Raw genomic sequence first — 17,597 nt, forward strand, 5'->3', positions numbered from 1 at the left:
GACATGACGAACGCGTCAACGATCGCCCGGGGCGGAGGCACCTCCTCCGCCCCGGAGCGGCGTCGCAGAAGGTCCCACCGCCGCGCGTTGGCGAGTGGGCTCCCACCCAAGGCCATCCCCTACGTGCTGCTGATCCCGGGCATCCTGGTGATCGCCGGTCTGCTGCTCTACCCGATGATCCAGGTCGTCGTCATGTCCTTCCAGAAGGTGGGACTGCCGCAGATCAGCGGGAAGCGGCCGGCGGAATGGCTGGGCTGGGAGAACTACACCAAGATCTTTGAAAACGACATCTTCTGGTCGTCGCTCCGAAACACCATCGCTTTCGCCGTGATCACCGTGTCCCTCACGCTGATTCTCGGCACCGCCGTGGGCGTGCTGCTGAACAAGCTCAGCAAGCGGATGTCCACCTTCGTCATCATCGGCATCATGTCGGCGTGGGCCGTCCCCCCGGTCGCGCAGGGCGTCATCTGGCGCTGGCTGTTCGACGCCGAGGCCGGAATCATCAACTGGGCGCTGAATCTGCTCCCCGACTGGCTCAGCGTGTTGCTGTTCGGCCGGGCCGACTGGACCGGCGAACCCTGGCTGAACGACTCGATCACGGTCTACCTGGTGCTCATCCTGACCGTGCTGTGGGCGTCCTTCCCGTTCATCGCGGTCTCCGTGCTGGCCGGTCTGAAGGGCATCCCGACCGAGCTCTACGAGGCCGCCACGGTCGACGGATCCGGGCCCTGGCGGACCTTCTGGAAGATCACCTTCCCGCTGCTCAAGCCGGTCTTCGCGGTCCTCACGATCCTGTCGATCATCTGGGACTTCAAGGTCTTCAGCCAGCTCTACGTGCTGATCGGCGGCCCGACCAACCGGGAGGCCTTCAACCTGTCCATGTACTCCTTCGCCGAGGCGTTCCGCAGCCCGCCCAAGATGGGCAGCGGCGCGGCCATCGCCGTGGTGCTGACGGTGATCCTGCTCATCGTCACCGCCTTCTACATCCGGCAGATGGTGAAGTCGGAGGAGGTCCAGTGAACCCGCTCCGCCGCAAGCGCCTGTCCAAGATCGCGCTCAACACCACGGCGACCCTGGTGTTCCTGTTCGCGGTGTTCCCCGTGTACTGGATGATCGCGACCTCGTTCAAGGACAACGACCAGATCTTCACCACCGAGTTCGTCCCGTTCCCCACCCATTTCACGTTCGACCACCTGACAAAGGTGCTCACCGAGGGTGTCGCGGGCAACTCGATCTGGCTCTACCTGCGCAACAGCGCCATCGTGGCCCTCGGCACCGTGCTGGTCGGCTCGATGTTCGCGCTGCTGGCCGCCACCGCCGTGGCCAGGTTCCGGTTCAAGGGCCGCACCAGCTTCCTGATCGCGCTGCTGATGGCCCAGATGATCCCCGCCGAGGCGCTGCTCATCCCGCTGTTCCTCAGCGTCAAACGCCTCGGCCTGTACGACCAGCTGCTCGGCCTGATCGTGGTCAACGTCGGCCTGACCCTGCCGTTCGGCATCTGGATGCTGCGCACGTTCGTCGCCGCGGTGCCCAAGTCGCTGGAGGAGGCGGCCTGGATCGACGGCGCCTCCCGGATGACCACCTTCTGGAAGGTGCTCTTTCCGCTGGTGGCGCCGGGACTGGTGGCGACCAGCATCTTCTCCTTCATCACCGCGTGGAACGAACTGATCTTCGCGTTGATTTTGATGTCCGACTCGTCGGGCTACACCATGCCCGTCGCCCTGCAGTACTTCTTCGGGCAGCGCGGCACGGACTGGGGCGCCATCATGGCCAGCTCCACCCTGATGACCATCCCGGTCGTCATCTTCTTCCTGCTGGTGCAGCGGCGCATGGTCTCCGGCCTCGTCGCGGGCGCCGTCAAGGGCTGATCCCCTGAGCCGGTACGGCCGCCGCTCACGAGGCGCCGGCCGTACCTCCGGCATCCCATCCATCCAAGGAGCATGAGACAGCCATGCCTGAAAACAGCGCGAGCATCGGCGATCGGGGGCTGCGGCGTCTCGCGGCCGCGTCGCTGCTCGCCTCCTTCCCCGGCACCACCGCGCCCGACTGGGTCCTCCGGGACCTGGAGGACGGGCTCGGCGGCGTCACCCTGTTCGGTTTCAACGTCGAGGACGCCGCCCAGCTGGCGGCCCTGACCCGGCAGCTCGGCGGCGCCGCGCGGCCGGTCGTCTCGCTGGACGAGGAGGGGGGTGACGTCACCCGGCTGGCCTACCACACGGGCAGCCCCTACCCGGGCAACGCGGCGCTGGGCGCCGTGGACGACGTGGAGCTGACCGAGCGGGTCTACCGGTCGATCGCGGCCGACCTGGCCAGGTGCGGGGTCAACCTGGACATGGGACCGGTCGCGGACGTGAACACGGCCGACGACAACCCGGTGATCGGCACCCGGTCGTTCGGGGCCGGGGCCGAGCTGGTGGCCCGGCACACGGTCGCGGCCGTGCGCGGGCTGCAGTCGCTCGGGGTGGCCGCCTGCGTGAAACACTTCCCCGGGCACGGGGCCACCCGGGAGGACTCGCATCTGGAGATCCCGCTGGTGGACGCCTCGCCCGAGCTGCTCTGGGAGCGGGAGCTGGCGCCGTTCCGGGCCGCCATCGAAGCCGGGGCTCGGTCGATCATGACGGCGCACGTGTCGGTGCCGTACCTGACCGGGAGCGCTCCCGCCACGCTCAGCCGGGCCGCGCTGACCGGGCTGCTGCGCGGCGAGCTCGGCTACGACGGGGTGGTGATCACCGACGCGCTGGACATGCACGCGATCACCAAGAGCGTCGGCCTCGGCGGCGGCGCCGTGCGGTCGCTGCTGGCCGGGTCCGACCTGCTCTGCCTGGGTCCGGTGCCGACCTACGACGACATCCGCGGAGTGCTCGCGGCGATCGTCGTAGCGGTTCGCGACGGGGTGCTGCCGGTGGCGCGGCTGGAGGAGGCCGCCGCCCGGGTGGACCGGATGCGGGACTGGTTCGCGCTGGTCCAGGACTCCGCCGACGACAACATGCGTGTGGTCGGCCTGGACGCGGCCCGCCGCGCGGTCCGCCTGACCGGGTCGGCGGCGCCGCTGGTCGATCCCTACGTGGTGGAGGTGGACACCCCGCCGACCATCGCGGTCGGCGACGTGCCGTGGGGGGTCGCGCCCTGGCTGCCCGAGGCCGAGATCGTCCGGGTGAAGCCCGCGGACGCCAGCCCCGGCGCGCTGCTCGCCGCCGCCACCGGCCGATCCCTGATCGTGGTGTTCAAGGACGCGCACCGCTACCCGGAGAGCCAGGCGCTGATCAGCGGGCTGCTGGCCGCCCGGCCGGACACGATCGTGGTCGAGATGGGCCTGCCGATCTGGCGTCCCGACGCCGCCGCCTACATCGCGACCTACGGCGCGGCCCGCGCCAACGCGCAGGCCGCGATGGAGTTGCTCACCGCCTAACCCCAGCCGGTACGGCTCCCGCGCCCTCCCTCAAGGGGGGAGCCGTACCGGACGGGGCCCCGATATCAGGGAGAGGTACAGGTGTATCCGGACGGCGTCGCGGTGTTGCCGTTGGGACGGCTGACCTGGAAGCCGAACTGGACGTTGCCGCCGGCCGCGATGGTGCCGTTGTGGCCGACGTTGCGGGCGGTCACGGTCTGCCCGCTGACGGTGAGCGTGGTGTTCCACGACCCGGTGACGGTGTGCCCGGCCGGGAGCGTGAACGTGACCGTCCAGCCGTTGATCCCGGTGGTTCCGGTGTTGGTGACGGTCAGCGGCTGGATGACGTAGCCGTTGCCCCACTGGGTCTGCACCGTGCCGGCCGCCGAGCAGCCGCCGGTGGTGGTCCCGCCCGTGGTGGTGAAGGTGACCGTCGGCGAGTTGCCGGACAGGTTGCCCGCGCCGTCCCTGGCTCGGACGTAGACCTGGTACTGCGTGTTGGCGGTCAGGCCGGTGAGCGTCGAGGAGTTGCTCGTGGTCTGCGCCAGCAGCGGGTCGGTCGCGCCCTGCTCCCGGTAGACGTTGTAGCCCGCCAGGCCGCTGCCGCCGCTGTCGGTGGAGACCGGCCAGTTGAGCGTGGCCGCCGTGTTGGTGACGTTGAACGCGGTGGGCGCGCCCGGGGTGGTCGGCGGAATCGTGTCAACCGGCGGGCTCACGCTCGGCGAGGGCGACGGCGAGACGCCGGCCGGGGGGATCCGGATGATCCGGTCGTCGGCCGCCACCGGGGTGCCGCGGCCGTCCCGGTTGCTGGTGGCCACCCAGAGCCAGCCGTCGGGGCCGACGGCGACCGCGCGCAAACGGCCGTAGGTGTTCTGAAGCTGGGCGAGCGCGGACGCCGCGCCGCCGGAGCCGTTCAGGGTGACCGTCCACAGCCGGGTGCCGCGCAGGGCGGCGGCGAACAGCGTGTTGTTGGCGTACGCCAGGCCGCTCGGGGACGCCTCGGCCGTGGTCCACGAGATGATCGGGTTACGGAAGGAGGGGTTGCTGCACGAACCCTCGCAGGTCGGCCAGCCGTAGTTGCCGCCCGCCACGATCTGGTTGATCTCGTCGAGGTTGTTCTGGCCGAACTCGGAGGCGTACATCCGGCCCTGGGAGTCCCAGGCCAGGCCCTGGACGTTGCGGTGGCCGTAGCTGTAGACGCGGGAGTTCGCGAACGGGTTGCCGCTGGCGGGGATGCCGCCGTCCGGGGTCATCCGGAGGATCTTCCCGGCCGGGGAGTTGAGGTTCTGGGCGTTGGCGGTGGTGGCGGCGTCGCCGGTGGAGACGTAGAGCATGCCGTCCGGGCCGAACGCGATCCGGCCGCCGTCGTGGATGGTGTTGCGGGGCACCCCGGAGAAGAGCACGTTCTGGGTGGTGGGGGCGCTGAGGCGGAGCCGTACCAGGCGGTTGTCGGTGCTGGTGGTGAAGTAGGCGTAGACCCACTGGTCGGTGGCGTAGTTCGGGGAGACCGCGATCCCGAGCAGGCCGCTCTCGCCCGACGCCGACACCCCGCTGATGGTGGCCACCGCGGTCGGCGTCTGCCCAGGACGGACCTGCATGATCCGCCCGGTGTTGCGTTCGGACACGAGGGCGCTTCCGTCCGGGAGGAACGCCATCCCCCACGGCACCTGGAGCCCGGTGACGGACACCTGGGCCCGATCGAAATCGAAACCGCCGACGACGGCCGCGTTGGCGGGCATGGCCACGGAGACCCCGATCGCCCCCAACAGCGCCGTCAACGACAACAAGACCGGAAAAATCGGAAAGCGTCTGGCCATCATGAGCCTTTCGACAGGAGGCCCGAAACGTAACCAGTCCCCCTGGCCCCAAGCAATCAACCGACCGCGCGCACGTCACCGACCTGCGGTTACAGACCTCACCGCTCGAAACTTTCACCAATCTTGCTAAAGTTTCAGCCGAAGGAGACCAAGCCCGGGCGGCACACCGGCCATGGGAGTCGCGCGTAAGTCTCGGGCTTATTGGGCGCCGGTGCGGCGAGATCCAGTGGACGGCGCCGGATAACGGCGAGCAACCAGGCGACCCGTTCTCAGCCTGAACCGAAGCATAGGAAGCTGGCGGACTCCTGACCTTCGCACGCGATGGCCAATGCCGCCGCGGGCTGGGCTCCCCGGGCGATCTCGCGGTGGTAGCCGGTCATGACGTGCGCGGCCACGTCGTCCGGGATCGGGGTGACGCTGGAGATCACGGTCGGGGTGCCGAGGTAGAGCAGGGCGGCGGTGAAGCCGAGGATCTCATCGCCCGAGCGGACGACGGACTGGCCCAGATCGCAGGCGGAGAGCACCACGTGGCGGGGGGCGAGTTCCAGACGTTGCAGGTCGTAGGCCATCAGTGGCCCGTCCCGGAGGTCCAGCCGGGAGCCCGGGAGAAAGCAAAGGGAGGGCGGGTGGGAGAACCCCGGATCGACTGCCGCTTCGTTCCGACGGCAACGGGGCCGGCGGGGCCGGGCGGAGCCCGGGAGAAAGCAAAGGGTGGGCGGGTGGGAGAACCACCGGCTTTGTTGTCTGGGTGAATTCGGCGTGTAGGCGCATGAGAGTGGCGCGGAGGGCCCAGGGGAGGCTGCTGCGGCGGCGGAAGTGGGATTCGGCGCGGCGGGACCAGGTGATGGAGTCGGTTGGGTTGCCGGCGTCCAGGGCGGCGCGGGCGCGGGCCAGTTCGGCTTCGGCGTAGTCCTGGATGAGGCGCTGGCGGCGGAACTGGGGGAGGGTGTCGTCCAGGCGGCGGCCGGCTTCGGTCGCTAGGCCGGCGGAGAGGAGGGCGCGGGCCTGGTCCAGGGCGAGCAGGGGGAGGAGGCCGGGGAGCAGGCGGCGGTAGGTGGGCTCGACTTCGGCGAAGACGGCCAGGCAGCTGGGGATGTCGCCGACCAGCAGGTCGCAGTAGCCGTCGTTGTGGAGGGCTTTGACGGTGAGGATCTCGTGCCGTTGGGCGCGCGCGAGTTGGGCGCTGCGCCGCAGGTCGTCGCGGGCGTGGGCGATCCTGCCCAGGTCGATGTGGATGACGGCGCGGTTGAGCAGGATCCGCGCCAGCTCCACGGCGTCGTACCTGGCCAGTTCCGGCACGGCGGCGTCCAGTTCGCGCAGGGCCTCCACGGTCCGGCCCAGGCGGAGCAGCATCAGGCCGCGCTGGGCCCGCGCCACCGGGCGGTCGGCGGGGGCGGCCCGCTTCTCGGCCGTCGCCAGGAGGTTCAGGCCGAGCTGGGTGTGGCCCTGCTCGGCTTCGGCGTGGGCCAGGCTGATCAGCATCCGGCCCGCGAGCGGATCGCCGTCCGCGAGCAGGTTGAGACCGCGCCGCAGCCGCCGCGCGGCGAGCGCGGGACGACCGGCCGAGGTCGCGGCGGTGCCCTGCGCGTAGAGCCGCTCGGCTTCCTCCCAGCGTCCGGCCGAGGTCGCGGCAGTGCCCTGCGCGAAGAGCCGCTCGGCTTCCTCTTCGGTCACGGAGCCAGGCGTCCGGCTCTTTCGATCGGCTGCCATGGGATTCAGACGACAATCGAGGGAGTCAACGCGAGCGGTTCGTTCCCCTCGGCGGCCCGGACCACGATCTGGACCAGGCCACGCGGGACCTCGTCCAGGACGAATCGGCCGGCCGCGTCGGCCAGCGCCGTACGCACCCCCTGCGGGCTACGCAGTTCGACCAGATGCGCATCCGGTGGCGCGAGCCAGCCGTCCACCCTGACCATGCCGTCCTGCCGCTCGGAGATATCGATCATGACGGTCAAGCTGGCGCTGTCGAAGGTGATCGTCCGCGTCTCGCCGCCGCGCACCCCCGCGGCGAGCTCCTCCCTCGGACGCAGGACCGCGAAGTCCTCAGACCACAGTTCCAAAGCGAACGTGATCCTTTCCACCAGCCCGGGCGGCACCGGATCGACCCGCGAGTACAGCTGTCCGAGCTCCGCCACCACGAACTCATCCTGGAGATCGGATCCCCTGGGCTCCTCCTCGCTCATGGCGCTCTCCAGTCAGGGTTCCAGGACGGATCGGCCGCCAGCGTCCCGCGCAGCTTGGCCAGGCACCGGCTCCGGGTCGGGGGCCGATGCTGCCCACCGGCATCTCCAGCGCCTTCGCCACCGCGTCGTAGTGCGGCCGCGGCGCGAAGGCGATGACCCGCAGCAGGACCTGGCAGCGCCGCGGCAGCGAACCCACCGCCCGCCACAGCGCCTGACGGCGCTCGTCTTCGAGCAGCAGCTCCTCCGGCAGCGCGACCTGATCCTTGACGTCGTCCAGGGTCTCCTCGCCGAGCAGGTCGGCGGAGCGTTCCCTGGCCCGCGCCCGCCACGCCTCCCGGCGCGTCGTCGTCACCAGCCACTCGATCAACGCCCCCGGAGAGTTGATCGAGTGCTGGCGACGGACCAGGACGAGCCAGGTGGTCTGCACCACGTCCTGGGCCGCTTCGTACCCGAGGCCCTGGCCGCGCGCGGTGTGCCAGAGCATCGGGGTGCATTCTGTGACCAATTCCTCCCAGGCGGCCCTCTCCCCCGCCTGGGCACGCGCCAGCAGCCCGGCCAGTCGATCGCGGCGCTCATGACCGCGATCAGCCGTTTCGACGGGTTCGGGCTGCGCGGTCATTGCTGGAGTTTCTTCACGATCGCCGTTCCTCTCGTCAGTGCGGCGTCCGCGCTCACGTCCGCGAGCTGCGAGCCGTGATCGCGAATCAGGTGGGCGAGCACCTGGCCCGCCACGATGGGGGCCGCGAACGAGGTGCCGCTCCAGAGCGCGAACCCGCTGCGGAAGTCGTCGGGGTCATAGGATTCGCGAATCCACGGCCGCCCGTTCCTGGTGCCTCTGAGCTCCAGCTCCGGCTCGGCCGAGCCACGGATGCCCGGCGGGAAGGTGCTGATCAGCATCGCCCCCGGGGCGTGGTACTTGATCGCCGCCCCGCCGTTGCTGAAGATCGCGATGCTGCCGTTCGGGTTCTTCGCGCCGACCCCGAAGATGGGCGCCCGCTCGAACGGCCGTTTCTCCTGGTCCGGGATCCCGGCCAGCCCCGACGGGTAGAAGGCCTTGGTCGCGGCGTAGTTCCCGGCCGCGGCGACCACCAGCACGCCCTTCGAGCGGATCTCGTCCACCAGCCGCTCCACGGACTGCGTGTAGACCCGGTCGTCGCGGTTCTCGTTGAAGTAGCCGCACGACAGCGACACCACGTCCACGAAGAGCCCGGTGTCCGGGTCGCGCTGATTGGCCTCGACCAGCTCCAGCACGTATTCCAGCGCCAGGTGCAGTGCGTGCTCGGAGACCAGGCCGTCGGCGAACATCGCCCGCAGGTTCAGGATCCGGGCCTCCGGCGCGAGCTGGTGGATCAGCCCCGCCTCGAAGGTGGCGTGCCCCGCCTGGGCGTTCACCAGCCCGAGCAGCGGCCGCCCCGAGACGGGCCGGTCCTCATGACCGTCGATGGCCAGCACCTGCTGGGGCCGGGCGGCGTTGATCGGAGTGCCGTTGACGATCTTCTGCTGGGCCTTGGAGCTGACCAGGAACTGGTGGTCCTGCCACGGCTCGTCCCGCCAGTCGAACCAGTCGTGCTTCGCGCTGCCGCTGTCGATGAGGGCCACGACGGGCGCCCGCCCGGTGAAGGCCGGGTCGGGGACCGGTTTGGGCCACACGACCTGGACCGGGCACCGTGTCGCGTAGCCGAATCCGGCCCGTCCCGGGGTGTCGCCCGGGAGGCCGTGGCCGTCGGTGACCGGCTCGCCGCCGATCACGGCCGACCCCACCAGCAAGTGGTTGAGGCCGATTCTCCCGCCGAATTCGAGGATGCGGCGGGGGATCCCTTCGAGACCGCCATGGACCGGGGAGTCCACGGGCAGCCGGGTCCGGAGATGCTGCACGACCGCCCAGGCGTCCACCTCGGCGACGCCACGGGTCACCCGCAGCACGACCGCACGCCACTGGAGCGGCTCCGCGCCTGGATCGTTCCCGGTGTCCTCCGGCAGGTGCGGCGCCAGCCCCAGCTCGTCGAGCGCCGCCGTGAACCACTCCCGCACCGCCCCATCGGCGAGCACCTGGGTCGGCACCAGCACCATGTCAGCGTGGTACACGGTGGAATCCGGCACCACGCTGCCCGGCCCGAGCGGCGCGGTGGCGGGGTTCAGCACGCGCGCGCCGTGCGCGTCGAGGATCTCGCGCGGGAAGACCAGGGCCGCGCCGGCGTCCGGAGCCTCCGGCTCCGAATCCGGCTCCCCCTGGTAGTCAATCGTCCACATAGGGACCTCCATCTCTTCTCCGCACAGAAGAGAGAGCGGCCCCCCGCGTCAAATACCCCCAACGGGTAACGAATCCATCACACCGTCAGGAGGCGAAGATCTCCTCGCGGGCCTGCTCCAGGGCGGCGATCACCGCGCCGCGCAGGACCGGGCTGCCGGTCACCTCGCTGGTGACCACCTGGGGGCGGATCGGGCAGATCCGGGCCACGGCCTGCTCCACCCGGCCGGTCAGCGACACCCCGCCCGCCTGGCCGACCTCCCCGGCCAGCACCACCAGACCGGGGTCCAGGACGACGCAGACGGAGGCGACGCCCAGGGCCAGCCGGGAGGCGATCTCGTCCAGCAGCCGGTCGCCGCCCTCGTCGGCCGCCACCGCCGCGGTGACGGCTTCGGCGGCGGTGTCGGCGGCGAAGCCGTACTCGGCGGCGAGTTCGATGACCGCCTCCGAGCTGACCAGGGACTGCAGGCCGCCCGCGAGGGACGGCAGCCGCCCGGGGGTGGCCCTGATGTCCTCGGCCAGCGGGACGCCGGGCACCGGGAGGTAGCCGATCTCGCCCGCGCTGCCGGACCGGCCGCGGTGCAGCCGCCCGCCCAGCACGACGGCGAGGCCGATGCCGCGGCCGACCCAGAGCAGCACGAAGTCGTCCGCCCGCTGGGCCGCGCCTTTGGCGCGTTCCGCGATGGCGACCAGGTTCACGTCGTTCTCGATCGTGACGTCCCGGCGCAGGTCCCGGGCGAGCGCCTCGTGGATGCCCTCGTGCCAGTCCGGCAGGTCGAAGGAGAAGCGCACGTCGCCGGTGCGCGGGTCGACCACGCCGGGCGTGCCGATCACCACGCCGCGCAGCCGGGACAGCGCCACCTTGGCCGACCTGCACGCCTTCACCACGGCGTTGTGCACCACCGAGACCGGGTCGTCGTGACCGTTCGGGGCGGCGGTCACCTCGGCGACCACGTCGCCGTTGATGTCGGCGATGGCGGCGGTGACGAACTCAGGCCCCACATCCAGGCCCGCCACGTACGCACACGAGGCGATCACCCCATAAAGTGCCGCGTTCGGCCCTCGGTTGCCCGCCTGCTCGCCGACCACCTCGACCAGGCCGCGCTCCTCCAGGCGGGACAACGTCTGGGACGCGGTGACCTTGGACAGGCCTGTCAGGTCGCCGATCTGCCCTCGGGTCAGCGGTCCTGAGGCAAGCAGCAATTCCAGCGCGGCCCGGTCGTTGATCTCCCGGAGCAGCCTGGGCACGCCAGGACGTCGCTCCATGCTCCTGCTTTCTATGATCGCCCCCGGGTTAACGCAGCTTGCGAAAATATCAACAAAGTTTCCTGCCAGCTTAGCGACTCGGCGGCGGTCCGGAAATTGGCTCTTGATACCACACCTGCGGGCTACAAGGATCACTCATGTCCAACGCGGAGGAGTGCTCATGTCCCGCTGGCCGATCGCCGCCCTCACCCTGGGCCTCCTGCTGCTTCTCGACGCGCTGCGGGTCTTCCTCCCGTCCCTCATCACCCTGTACGGCCGGGCGGGCGACACCCCACCAGAACAACTCGGCTTGTTCGCGGCCCTCTGGTTCGTGATCCCGTTCACCGCGATCGCGATCGCCCGGTTCCTTGGCCCTCGGGCGGTCATGCTCAGCGGGGCCGCCGTGCTCGCCGCCACCAGGATCGCCCTCCAAGGCACTGACGGCGGCACCCCGCAGCTCTACCTCTCCGCCGCGAGCGTCTGCGCCGGCCTCTTCTTCCTGTACGGCTGCGCCCGCACGCTGCCCCGCGCGGCCGTGCCGGTTGGGATAGCCCTGGGACTCGGCCTCAGCGGCCTGCTGCACATCGCGATCGACCACGTGGACCTGATCTGGCAGGACGGCCTGTTCCCCTGGTTCCCCGCCATCGGAGTCCCAGCCGCCTTCCTGTGGTCCGCGCTCCTCGCCAGGCCGGGAGAGGACACCGCTCCGGCGGCCGTCTGGTTCCTGCTCGGCCCGGCGCTGTTCCTGACCGGCCAGTATCTGGGGCCGGGGGCGGCGATGACCGGCAGCTGGTCCGGCGGGAGCAACGAGTTCGCGGCGGCGGCCTCGGTGGCGGCGCTGGGCGTCGCCTGCCTCAGCCTGGTCCCGTTCGCGATCGCGCCGCTCCTGGCGAACGCGCCGGTCCACGTCTACCGGGTGCTGTTCCCGGCCGGGCTGCTGATCGGCGTCTTCTCGCCGGTGGTCGGCAGCGCGCAGGCCATCCTGCTGGCGGCCGGTCTGGGCGGATGCCTGGGCCTGGCCACCCTGAGTCCCGGACGGAAACGGCCTGGGGCCGCGCTGCTCGCGGGCACGCTGGTGTTCCTGGTCGCCACGTTCGCGTTCTACGCCTCGTACGACGCCGACCTGGGCTTCCCCAACACGATCGTGCCGATGGTGATCGGCGTGGCCGCCGCCCTGATCGGCGTCGGACGGCGGCTCGACGGCGGCCTCGTGGCGACGCCCCGGATCAGGCTGCGGGTCCTGGTCTCCGGCACGCTCGCCGGGCTGCTGCTGCCGCCGCTCGTGATCGCCGCTCTGACCTGGCGGACCATCCCCGCCACGCAGACCGTGGAAGGCAAGGAGTTCACGCTCGTCGCGTACAACATCAGGATGGGGTACGGCCTGACCGGCACCCTCGACCTGGACCGGATCGCCGCCTGGGCCAGGACGGTACGGCCCGACGTGGTGCTGCTCAGCGAGGTCGACCGGGGCTGGCTGCTCAACGGCGGCCACGACGACCTGGACCGGATCGCGCAGGGGCTCGGCATGGGCTATTACTTCGCGCCCGCCGCCGACCGGCTCTGGGGCGACGCCCTGCTCACCAACCTGCCGGTCAGGGAGGCCGTCTCGAACCGGCTCGGCGAACATGACCATCCGACCGGCGCGCAGGCCCAGGCGATCGTGCTGACCGTGGGCGGGCTCGAGATCGGCATCGTCAACACCCACCTGCAGGCCCCGCCAGGCCAGGCCCCCGAGGTGGCCGCGCTGGCCCAGGGTCTCGCGGCCGGGAACACCGCCGTCGCGGCGGTGGCGGCGGCCAGCGGCGGGACACCCCGGCCGGTGATCCTCGCGGGCGACCTCAACACCACCAAGGACGACCCGGAGATGCGGGTGCTGGCGGCCGCCGGGCTCACCGATCCGCTGATCGCCCAGGGCGATCCGCCGACCTCCCCGACCGAGAACCCGGTCAAGAGGATCGACCACGTGCTGATCACGCCCGGCCTGCAGGTGGTCTCGGCGTCCGTGCCCCGGGTGCCGTTCTCCGACCATCTGCCGGTGGTCGTCCGGCTCCGGCTGAACTGAGCCTCAGGAGCTGGCGCCCTCGTAGGAGCGCAGCGCGGCACGCCACACCAGCGTGGCGAGGGCCAGGGCGAGCGCCGCGGCGGCGGCTGAGGCGCCCGCGGCCGCGATCGGCAGGTCGCCCAGCAGCGCCCGGGCGGGAAAGACGGTGATCAGGGCGATCGGCACGAAGAACGTGAAGATCCACGCGGTGACGCCGCCGTAGAAGTCGACCGGGAAACGACCCACCTCCCGACCAGGTCGCCCAGCGCCCCGTCATAGGCGATCGGCCGCTGCCGATGATCAGCACCCACGACGCGAGGGAGGTGATGTCGTCGAGGTAGTGGCTGGTCAGCAGCACCGTCGCTGCATGCCGCCGGAGGTAGTCACGGACGAAGGAGCGCACCGCGTCCTGGGCGTCGAAGTCCAGTCCCAGGTCGGTTCGTCCAGGAAGAGCACGGCCGGGCGGTGCAGCATGGCAGCGGCGAGTTCGCACCGGGCCGCGCTCGCACAGGCTGAACTGCCGGACGGCTTGTGCACCGAGCCGAGGGAGATTGACATCCTCCCCGGCGTGAACGCCGGGGACTCCCCCACGTCGCCGTGGGGGACTTACTGCTTCTGCTACGCCGCGTAAGCGTCGTAGGTTGCGGGCGGCGCCAGGGTTGGAATTGCCTCACCTGGTCTTACCCGCCCTCCACAGTCGTTTTCCGTGTCCGCCAGCCCGGCGGCCACCACGTCCTTGTCCTGCTCTTCCCTGACGAGGGCCGCCTCCACCGCCTGCGCGCGCAGGCGCAGACCCTCGGCCAGGATGTTCAACGCGGCCGCCACGTCGCGGTCGTGGTGCTCCCCGCAGGACGGGCAGTCCCACTCCCGCACCCCCAACGGCACCGTCCCGTTCCGCCAGCCGCAGCATGGGCACAGCTGCGAGGAGGGAAACCAGCGGCCGACCGCGATGAGCATCCGCCCATACCGGGCCGCCTTCCCGCCCAGCAAGGTACGGAACGCACCCCAGGACGCATCGTTCACCGATTTGGCCAACCGGCCGCGGGCCAACCCCGACACCGCCAGATCCTCGATCGCCACCGTTTGGTTCTCACGGATGATCGACGTGCTGGTCTGGTGCAGGAAATCCCGGCGCGCGTCGCCCACCTTGACGTGCTGCCGGGCCACCGCGATCCGCGCCTTCTCCCGGTTCTTGCTCCCCTTCTCCTTCCGGGACAGATTCCGCTGCAGCCGGGCCAGCCGCCTGGCCCGGCGGCGCAGCCACCGCGGATTGGCGATCTTCGTGCCGTCCGACAGGACCGCATAATGCGTCAACCCCAGATCGATCCCGACCTCGGCCTCCGCCTCGGCCAGCGCCTGCCCAGCGTCCTCGACCTCGATCACGAACGAGGCGAACAAGCGGCCCGCCGCATCCTGAATGACCGTGACCGACGATGGCACCGCGGGCAGCTCCCGCGACCAGCGGACCTCGATTCTCCCGATCTTGGCCAGGTACAGCGTCCCGTCGCCGGGCAGGCGGAAGGCGTTGCGGTTGAATCGGGCTGACTGGCGCCGGTCCCGCCGCGACTTGAACACCGGCAGCCCCATCCGCGGGCCCTTACGTTTCCCGCTGACCGAGTCGAAGAAGTTCCGGTAGGCGACATCCAGGTCACGCAAGGACTGCTGGAGCGGGACCGGGGACACCTCAACCAGCCACCCGCGCTCCGGCGTCCGTTTGGCCGCGGTGACACAGATCTTCTGCAGATCTCCGCCGCCGATCCAGGGCTGCCCGGCCTTCCGTGCCGCTTTGCGCATCGCCAGCGCGTCATTCCACACCACCCGGACACAGCCGAACAGCCGGGCGAGAGCCTGGCGCTGGGAGGGGTCGGGGTAGAGCCGGTAGTTGTAGCGCAGCCTCACCCCGGAACCCCTTCCCGCACCGGCCACACACTGTCACGACTCGAACACACTAGCGCGTGGCCGATGGCAGCGGAACCCGAATATCCGCATGGCAGGCACCTCCCCCCACGTTCATCCGGTCCTTGTGGCCACAAATCGGCGCAACGTCACGGAATGTCTTCGATGACGCGATGCCCCCCACCGCGAAGAAACCCATTTCTCCGCTTCCCGCAGCGCCCCACCCTCGATCATCAGGCGGCGCATCAAACAGCAGCGCCGACCCTGACCGGTCCCGGGCCCGCGCTCCGGGCTGCCCCGCCTGACGGCGGGCCATCCCCGACGGGGACCGCGTTCTGAAGGACGGAGCCTTCTGCGGCTCCTCGGTAATTCGGTCAGCTCGTCGGTCGTCGTACGGAATTCCGCCGCGCCGATGCTGTAGATCGCTTGGTTGGCCAGGAAGCTGTCCCAGGCCGGCAGGTCCCAGAGCAGCTGGTTGCGCTGGCCCATCACCAGGGTGATGCGCGTCAGGAAGTCGCGCTGCCGCTGGTGCGGGGTGAAGCCGAGCACGTCGATGGCGCCGGAGGTCGGATGCAGCACGCCGGACAGGCATTTCAGCACGGTCGTCTTGCCGGCGCCGTTCGGGCCGACGAAACCGACGATCTCCCCGGCGTCGACGGAGAAGGAGACATCCTGGACCGCGGGCAGGGTGCTCAGCCGCGGCCGTAACAGCCGCCGCAGGCCGCTGCGCTGGCCGGAGATCCGCACCCGGTAGTGGCGCGAAAGCTCCCGCACCGCGATGACCGTCATCCATCCCCCATTCCCCTGGACCTGGCCAGTAGACCAAGCCCGCACCGCAGCGCGCATGTCATTTTTTGGGTGATATATCCCTATTGGCCCCCGGTATCGGTTCCGGTCCGGGCGCATGATTTGCGGGCCCTCCGTCTAACCACGGCCAACCAGGCGGGATAATCGACTACATGCGACTTTCTGCCCGTGTCGACTATGCTCTCCGCGCCGCCGCCGAACTCGCCGCGTCCGGGGAAGGCCCCACCACCGTGGGCGAACTCGCCAAGGGCCAGGAGATGCCGCCCAAGTACCTGGAGAACATCCTGCTGCAGATGCGCAGGGCCGGTCTGGTGCGCGGCCAGCGCGGCCCCGAGGGCGGCTACGTGCTGGCCCGCCCGGCCTCCCAGATCTCCTTGGCCGACGTTATCAGGGCGGTGGACGGCCCGCTGGCCAACGTGCGCGGCGAGCGGCCGGAACACGTCGGCTACACGGGCGCGGCGCAGGCGCTGCAGCAGGTGTGGATCGCGCTGCGGGCCAGCGAGCGGGCCATCCTGGAAGAGGTCACGCTGGACCAGATCGCCAGCGGCGACCTGCCCAAGCGGGTCACCGACCTGTCCAACGACCCCTCGGCCTGGGACTCCCACACCCCCGTCTGATGCCCGAGGGGGACGCGGTCTACCGCACCGCGAAGACGCTGCGCGCGGCACTGGACGGCCGGGCGCTGACCAGATCCGACTTCCGGGTGCCCCGGCACGCCACCGCCGACCTGCGCGGGCGCCGGGTGCTGAGCACCGAGTCGCGCGGCAAACACCTGCTCACCCGGGTCGAGGGCGGCCTCACCGTGCACACCCACCTGAGGATGGACGGCAGCTGGCGGATCCACCCCACCGGGCGGCCGGTCCGCGGCGGCGACGTGATCCGGCTGATCCTGGCCAACGCCGAATGGCAGGCCGTCGGGGTACGGCTCGGCATGGTCGACCTGCTCCCGACCGCGCGCGAGGACCAGGTCGTCGGCCATCTGGGCCCCGACCTGCTGGGCGCGGACTGGGACGCCGAACGGGCCGCCGCCAACCTGGCGAGGGAACCCGGGCGCACCATCGGAGAGGCGCTGCTGGACCAGCGCAACCTGGCGGGGATCGGCACGATCTGGCGGGCCGAGACGCTGTTCCTGGCGCGTCTGTCGCCGTGGCGCGACGTCGGTGCGGTGGGATCGGTGGCGGACCTGGCGGAGCTGGTCGAGCTCGCGCACCGCCTGATGGAATCGAGCAAAGAAGGGCCTGGACCGGTGACGACCGGTGATCCGAGGCCGGGGCGTGCGATGTGGGTCTATGGCAGGGCACGCCGCCCCTGCCGTGTCTGCGGAAATCCAGTAGTAGTAAAGAGATCGGCTCACAACCAGCCGAACGGCTGGTCTACTGGTGCCGGACCTGCCAACAGGGCTAGGCCGCCACCATGTCCTTGACCTCGGGGAAGTCCCCGAACTCAGGACCTGTAGGCACGGTCTCCGAGATCGGCAGCCGCTCGTGCTCCGGCACATCGGCCAGAACCGGGGCATGCTGCAGCTCGGCGAGCGCGAACTGGTCGGACACTTCACGAAGCACCTGCGACAGCGGAACGCCCAGCGCGCCGCAGATCGAGGCAAGCAGCTCGGAGGATGCCTCCTTCTGACCGCGTTCCACCTCGGACAGGTAGCCGAGAGAGACACGGGCCAGCGTGGAAACCTCGCGCAGCGTGCGGCTCTGACGCACTCTCAGCCGCCGCAGGACGTCACCGAGCAGCTGACGCAGCAGGACCATCTGTCGCTCCCTCCCCGGCGCGGGCGTCGGCACGACGTTCCGCGTTGTCGGTTCGTATCGCTTTCCTCGCCCTTCGTACATATTCCTCGCTGTCATCAGGGGATCGCTCGGCCCCTTCGCCGGGCGCGTCCTTGCCTTACTCCTCGCCAATGGCTCTCGGACCTCACTCACAGCTCCACCGTACCTGTATCGAGCGACACCGCGGCAGACCGAGG

At 70.4% G+C, this 17,597-nt stretch carries 18 protein-coding genes; 7 read left to right on the forward strand and 11 right to left on the reverse strand.

Features of this window, described 5'->3' with window-relative positions:
• Positions 1-3 precede the first annotated feature (3 nt).
• The 3 genes from ABGB08_RS00080 (at position 4) to ABGB08_RS00090 (ending at position 3,409) form a co-directional block, all read left to right on the forward strand.
• A complete protein-coding gene (locus ABGB08_RS00080; protein WP_347584315.1) occupies positions 4-1,020 on the forward strand; it encodes a sugar ABC transporter permease in 1,017 nt (338 codons plus the stop codon).
• A complete protein-coding gene (locus ABGB08_RS00085) occupies positions 1,017-1,868 on the forward strand; it encodes a carbohydrate ABC transporter permease (protein WP_347584316.1) in 852 nt (283 codons plus the stop codon). The genes ABGB08_RS00080 and ABGB08_RS00085 overlap by 4 nt, the downstream gene beginning before the upstream one ends.
• An 83-nt stretch (positions 1,869-1,951) precedes the next feature.
• A complete protein-coding gene (locus tag ABGB08_RS00090) occupies positions 1,952-3,409 on the forward strand; it encodes a glycoside hydrolase family 3 protein (RefSeq protein WP_347584317.1) in 1,458 nt (485 codons plus the stop codon).
• 65 nt (positions 3,410-3,474) lie between these two features.
• Here ABGB08_RS00090 and ABGB08_RS00095 read toward each other — a convergent pair whose 3' ends face one another.
• The 7 genes from ABGB08_RS00095 to ABGB08_RS00125 form a co-directional block, all read right to left on the reverse strand.
• Complete coding sequence (locus ABGB08_RS00095) at positions 3,475-5,166, reverse strand: PQQ-dependent sugar dehydrogenase (RefSeq protein ID WP_347584318.1); 1,692 nt, start codon at positions 5,164-5,166, stop codon at positions 3,475-3,477.
• 308 nt (positions 5,167-5,474) lie between these two features.
• A complete protein-coding gene (locus tag ABGB08_RS00100; RefSeq protein WP_347584319.1) occupies positions 5,475-5,732 on the reverse strand; it encodes a CHAT domain-containing protein in 258 nt (85 codons plus the stop codon).
• Positions 5,680-6,879: a hypothetical protein gene (locus tag ABGB08_RS00105; RefSeq protein ID WP_347584320.1), complete on the reverse strand. Its 1,200-nt coding sequence runs from the start codon at positions 6,877-6,879 to the stop codon at positions 5,680-5,682. The genes ABGB08_RS00100 and ABGB08_RS00105 overlap by 53 nt, the downstream gene beginning before the upstream one ends.
• A 41-nt stretch (positions 6,880-6,920) precedes the next feature.
• Positions 6,921-7,388 (reverse strand): hypothetical protein, encoded by a 468-nt coding sequence (locus tag ABGB08_RS00110; protein ID WP_347584321.1) that lies wholly within the window; start codon positions 7,386-7,388, stop codon positions 6,921-6,923.
• Positions 7,348-8,007, reverse strand: coding sequence for a sigma-70 family RNA polymerase sigma factor (locus ABGB08_RS00115; protein ID WP_347584322.1), 660 nt, complete (start codon positions 8,005-8,007; stop codon positions 7,348-7,350). Before ABGB08_RS00115 ends, ABGB08_RS00110 begins: the two co-directional genes overlap by 41 nt.
• Positions 8,004-9,638, reverse strand: a complete 1,635-nt coding sequence (locus ABGB08_RS00120) for a S8 family serine peptidase (protein WP_347584323.1) — start codon at positions 9,636-9,638, stop codon at positions 8,004-8,006. Before ABGB08_RS00120 ends, ABGB08_RS00115 begins: the two co-directional genes overlap by 4 nt.
• An 85-nt stretch (positions 9,639-9,723) precedes the next feature.
• On the reverse strand, positions 9,724-10,902 hold the full coding sequence (locus ABGB08_RS00125; RefSeq protein ID WP_155360404.1) for an ROK family transcriptional regulator: 1,179 nt from the start codon (positions 10,900-10,902) through the stop codon (positions 9,724-9,726).
• A 160-nt stretch (positions 10,903-11,062) separates the two neighbouring features.
• On the opposite strand from ABGB08_RS00125, the gene ABGB08_RS00130 reads away from it, so the two are divergent.
• On the forward strand, positions 11,063-12,943 hold the full coding sequence (locus tag ABGB08_RS00130; protein WP_347584324.1) for an endonuclease/exonuclease/phosphatase family protein: 1,881 nt from the start codon (positions 11,063-11,065) through the stop codon (positions 12,941-12,943).
• Between the two features lie 3 nt (positions 12,944-12,946).
• On the opposite strand, the gene ABGB08_RS00135 is transcribed toward ABGB08_RS00130, so the two are convergent.
• A complete protein-coding gene (locus ABGB08_RS00135) occupies positions 12,947-13,168 on the reverse strand; it encodes an ABC-2 family transporter protein (RefSeq protein WP_347584325.1) in 222 nt (73 codons plus the stop codon).
• 121 nt (positions 13,169-13,289) lie between these two features.
• Between ABGB08_RS00135 and ABGB08_RS00140 the strand changes: the two genes are divergently transcribed.
• Positions 13,290-13,553 (forward strand): hypothetical protein, encoded by a 264-nt coding sequence (locus ABGB08_RS00140; protein WP_347584326.1) that lies wholly within the window; start codon positions 13,290-13,292, stop codon positions 13,551-13,553.
• Here ABGB08_RS00140 and ABGB08_RS00145 read toward each other — a convergent pair.
• Together ABGB08_RS00145 and ABGB08_RS00150 are read right to left on the reverse strand one after the other, a co-directional pair.
• The gene (locus ABGB08_RS00145; protein WP_347584327.1) at positions 13,541-14,821 is read right to left on the reverse strand and encodes an RNA-guided endonuclease TnpB family protein; all 1,281 of its coding nucleotides are present in this window, start codon (positions 14,819-14,821) and stop codon (positions 13,541-13,543) included. The genes ABGB08_RS00140 and ABGB08_RS00145 overlap by 13 nt on opposite strands.
• A gap of 111 nt (positions 14,822-14,932) precedes the next feature.
• The gene (locus ABGB08_RS00150; protein WP_347584328.1) at positions 14,933-15,607 is read right to left on the reverse strand and encodes an ATP-binding cassette domain-containing protein; all 675 of its coding nucleotides are present in this window, start codon (positions 15,605-15,607) and stop codon (positions 14,933-14,935) included.
• Between the two features lie 170 nt (positions 15,608-15,777).
• Here ABGB08_RS00150 and ABGB08_RS00155 point away from each other — a divergent pair, with 170 nt between their 5' ends.
• Both ABGB08_RS00155 and ABGB08_RS00160 read left to right on the forward strand, forming a co-directional pair.
• A complete protein-coding gene (locus tag ABGB08_RS00155; RefSeq protein WP_155351781.1) occupies positions 15,778-16,242 on the forward strand; it encodes an Rrf2 family transcriptional regulator in 465 nt (154 codons plus the stop codon).
• The gene (locus ABGB08_RS00160) at positions 16,242-17,048 is read left to right on the forward strand and encodes a DNA-formamidopyrimidine glycosylase family protein (RefSeq protein ID WP_347584329.1); all 807 of its coding nucleotides are present in this window, start codon (positions 16,242-16,244) and stop codon (positions 17,046-17,048) included. The genes ABGB08_RS00155 and ABGB08_RS00160 overlap by 1 nt, the downstream gene beginning before the upstream one ends.
• Here the strand turns inward: ABGB08_RS00160 and ABGB08_RS00165 are convergent.
• Positions 17,026-17,382 (reverse strand): helix-turn-helix transcriptional regulator, encoded by a 357-nt coding sequence (locus ABGB08_RS00165; RefSeq protein WP_155360398.1) that lies wholly within the window; start codon positions 17,380-17,382, stop codon positions 17,026-17,028. The two genes, ABGB08_RS00160 and ABGB08_RS00165, sit on opposite strands and share 23 nt — an antisense overlap.
• Positions 17,383-17,597 lie beyond the last annotated feature (215 nt).

It is taken from the genome of Acrocarpospora sp. B8E8 (assembly GCF_039871605.1).
GTDB classification, from domain to species: Bacteria; Actinomycetota; Actinomycetes; order Streptosporangiales; family Streptosporangiaceae; genus Acrocarpospora; species Acrocarpospora macrocephala.

Coding starts and splice junctions, on each gene's coding strand:
- ABGB08_RS00080 (WP_347584315.1), top strand. CDS start 4: ATGACGAACGCGTCAACGATCGCCCGGGGCGGAGGCACCTCCTCCGCC.
- ABGB08_RS00110 (WP_347584321.1), bottom strand. CDS start 7,388: ATGAGCGAGGAGGAGCCCAGGGGATCCGATCTCCAGGATGAGTTCGTG.
- ABGB08_RS00140 (WP_347584326.1), top strand. CDS start 13,290: ATGCCGCCGGAGGTAGTCACGGACGAAGGAGCGCACCGCGTCCTGGGC.
- ABGB08_RS00115 (WP_347584322.1), bottom strand. CDS start 8,007: ATGACCGCGCAGCCCGAACCCGTCGAAACGGCTGATCGCGGTCATGAG.
- ABGB08_RS00125 (WP_155360404.1), bottom strand. CDS start 10,902: ATGGAGCGACGTCCTGGCGTGCCCAGGCTGCTCCGGGAGATCAACGAC.
- ABGB08_RS00160 (WP_347584329.1), top strand. CDS start 16,242: ATGCCCGAGGGGGACGCGGTCTACCGCACCGCGAAGACGCTGCGCGCG.
- ABGB08_RS00150 (WP_347584328.1), bottom strand. CDS start 15,607: ATGACGGTCATCGCGGTGCGGGAGCTTTCGCGCCACTACCGGGTGCGG.
- ABGB08_RS00130 (WP_347584324.1), top strand. CDS start 11,063: ATGTCCCGCTGGCCGATCGCCGCCCTCACCCTGGGCCTCCTGCTGCTT.
- ABGB08_RS00120 (WP_347584323.1), bottom strand. CDS start 9,638: ATGTGGACGATTGACTACCAGGGGGAGCCGGATTCGGAGCCGGAGGCT.
- ABGB08_RS00090 (WP_347584317.1), top strand. CDS start 1,952: ATGCCTGAAAACAGCGCGAGCATCGGCGATCGGGGGCTGCGGCGTCTC.
- ABGB08_RS00165 (WP_155360398.1), bottom strand. CDS start 17,382: ATGGTCCTGCTGCGTCAGCTGCTCGGTGACGTCCTGCGGCGGCTGAGA.
- ABGB08_RS00155 (WP_155351781.1), top strand. CDS start 15,778: ATGCGACTTTCTGCCCGTGTCGACTATGCTCTCCGCGCCGCCGCCGAA.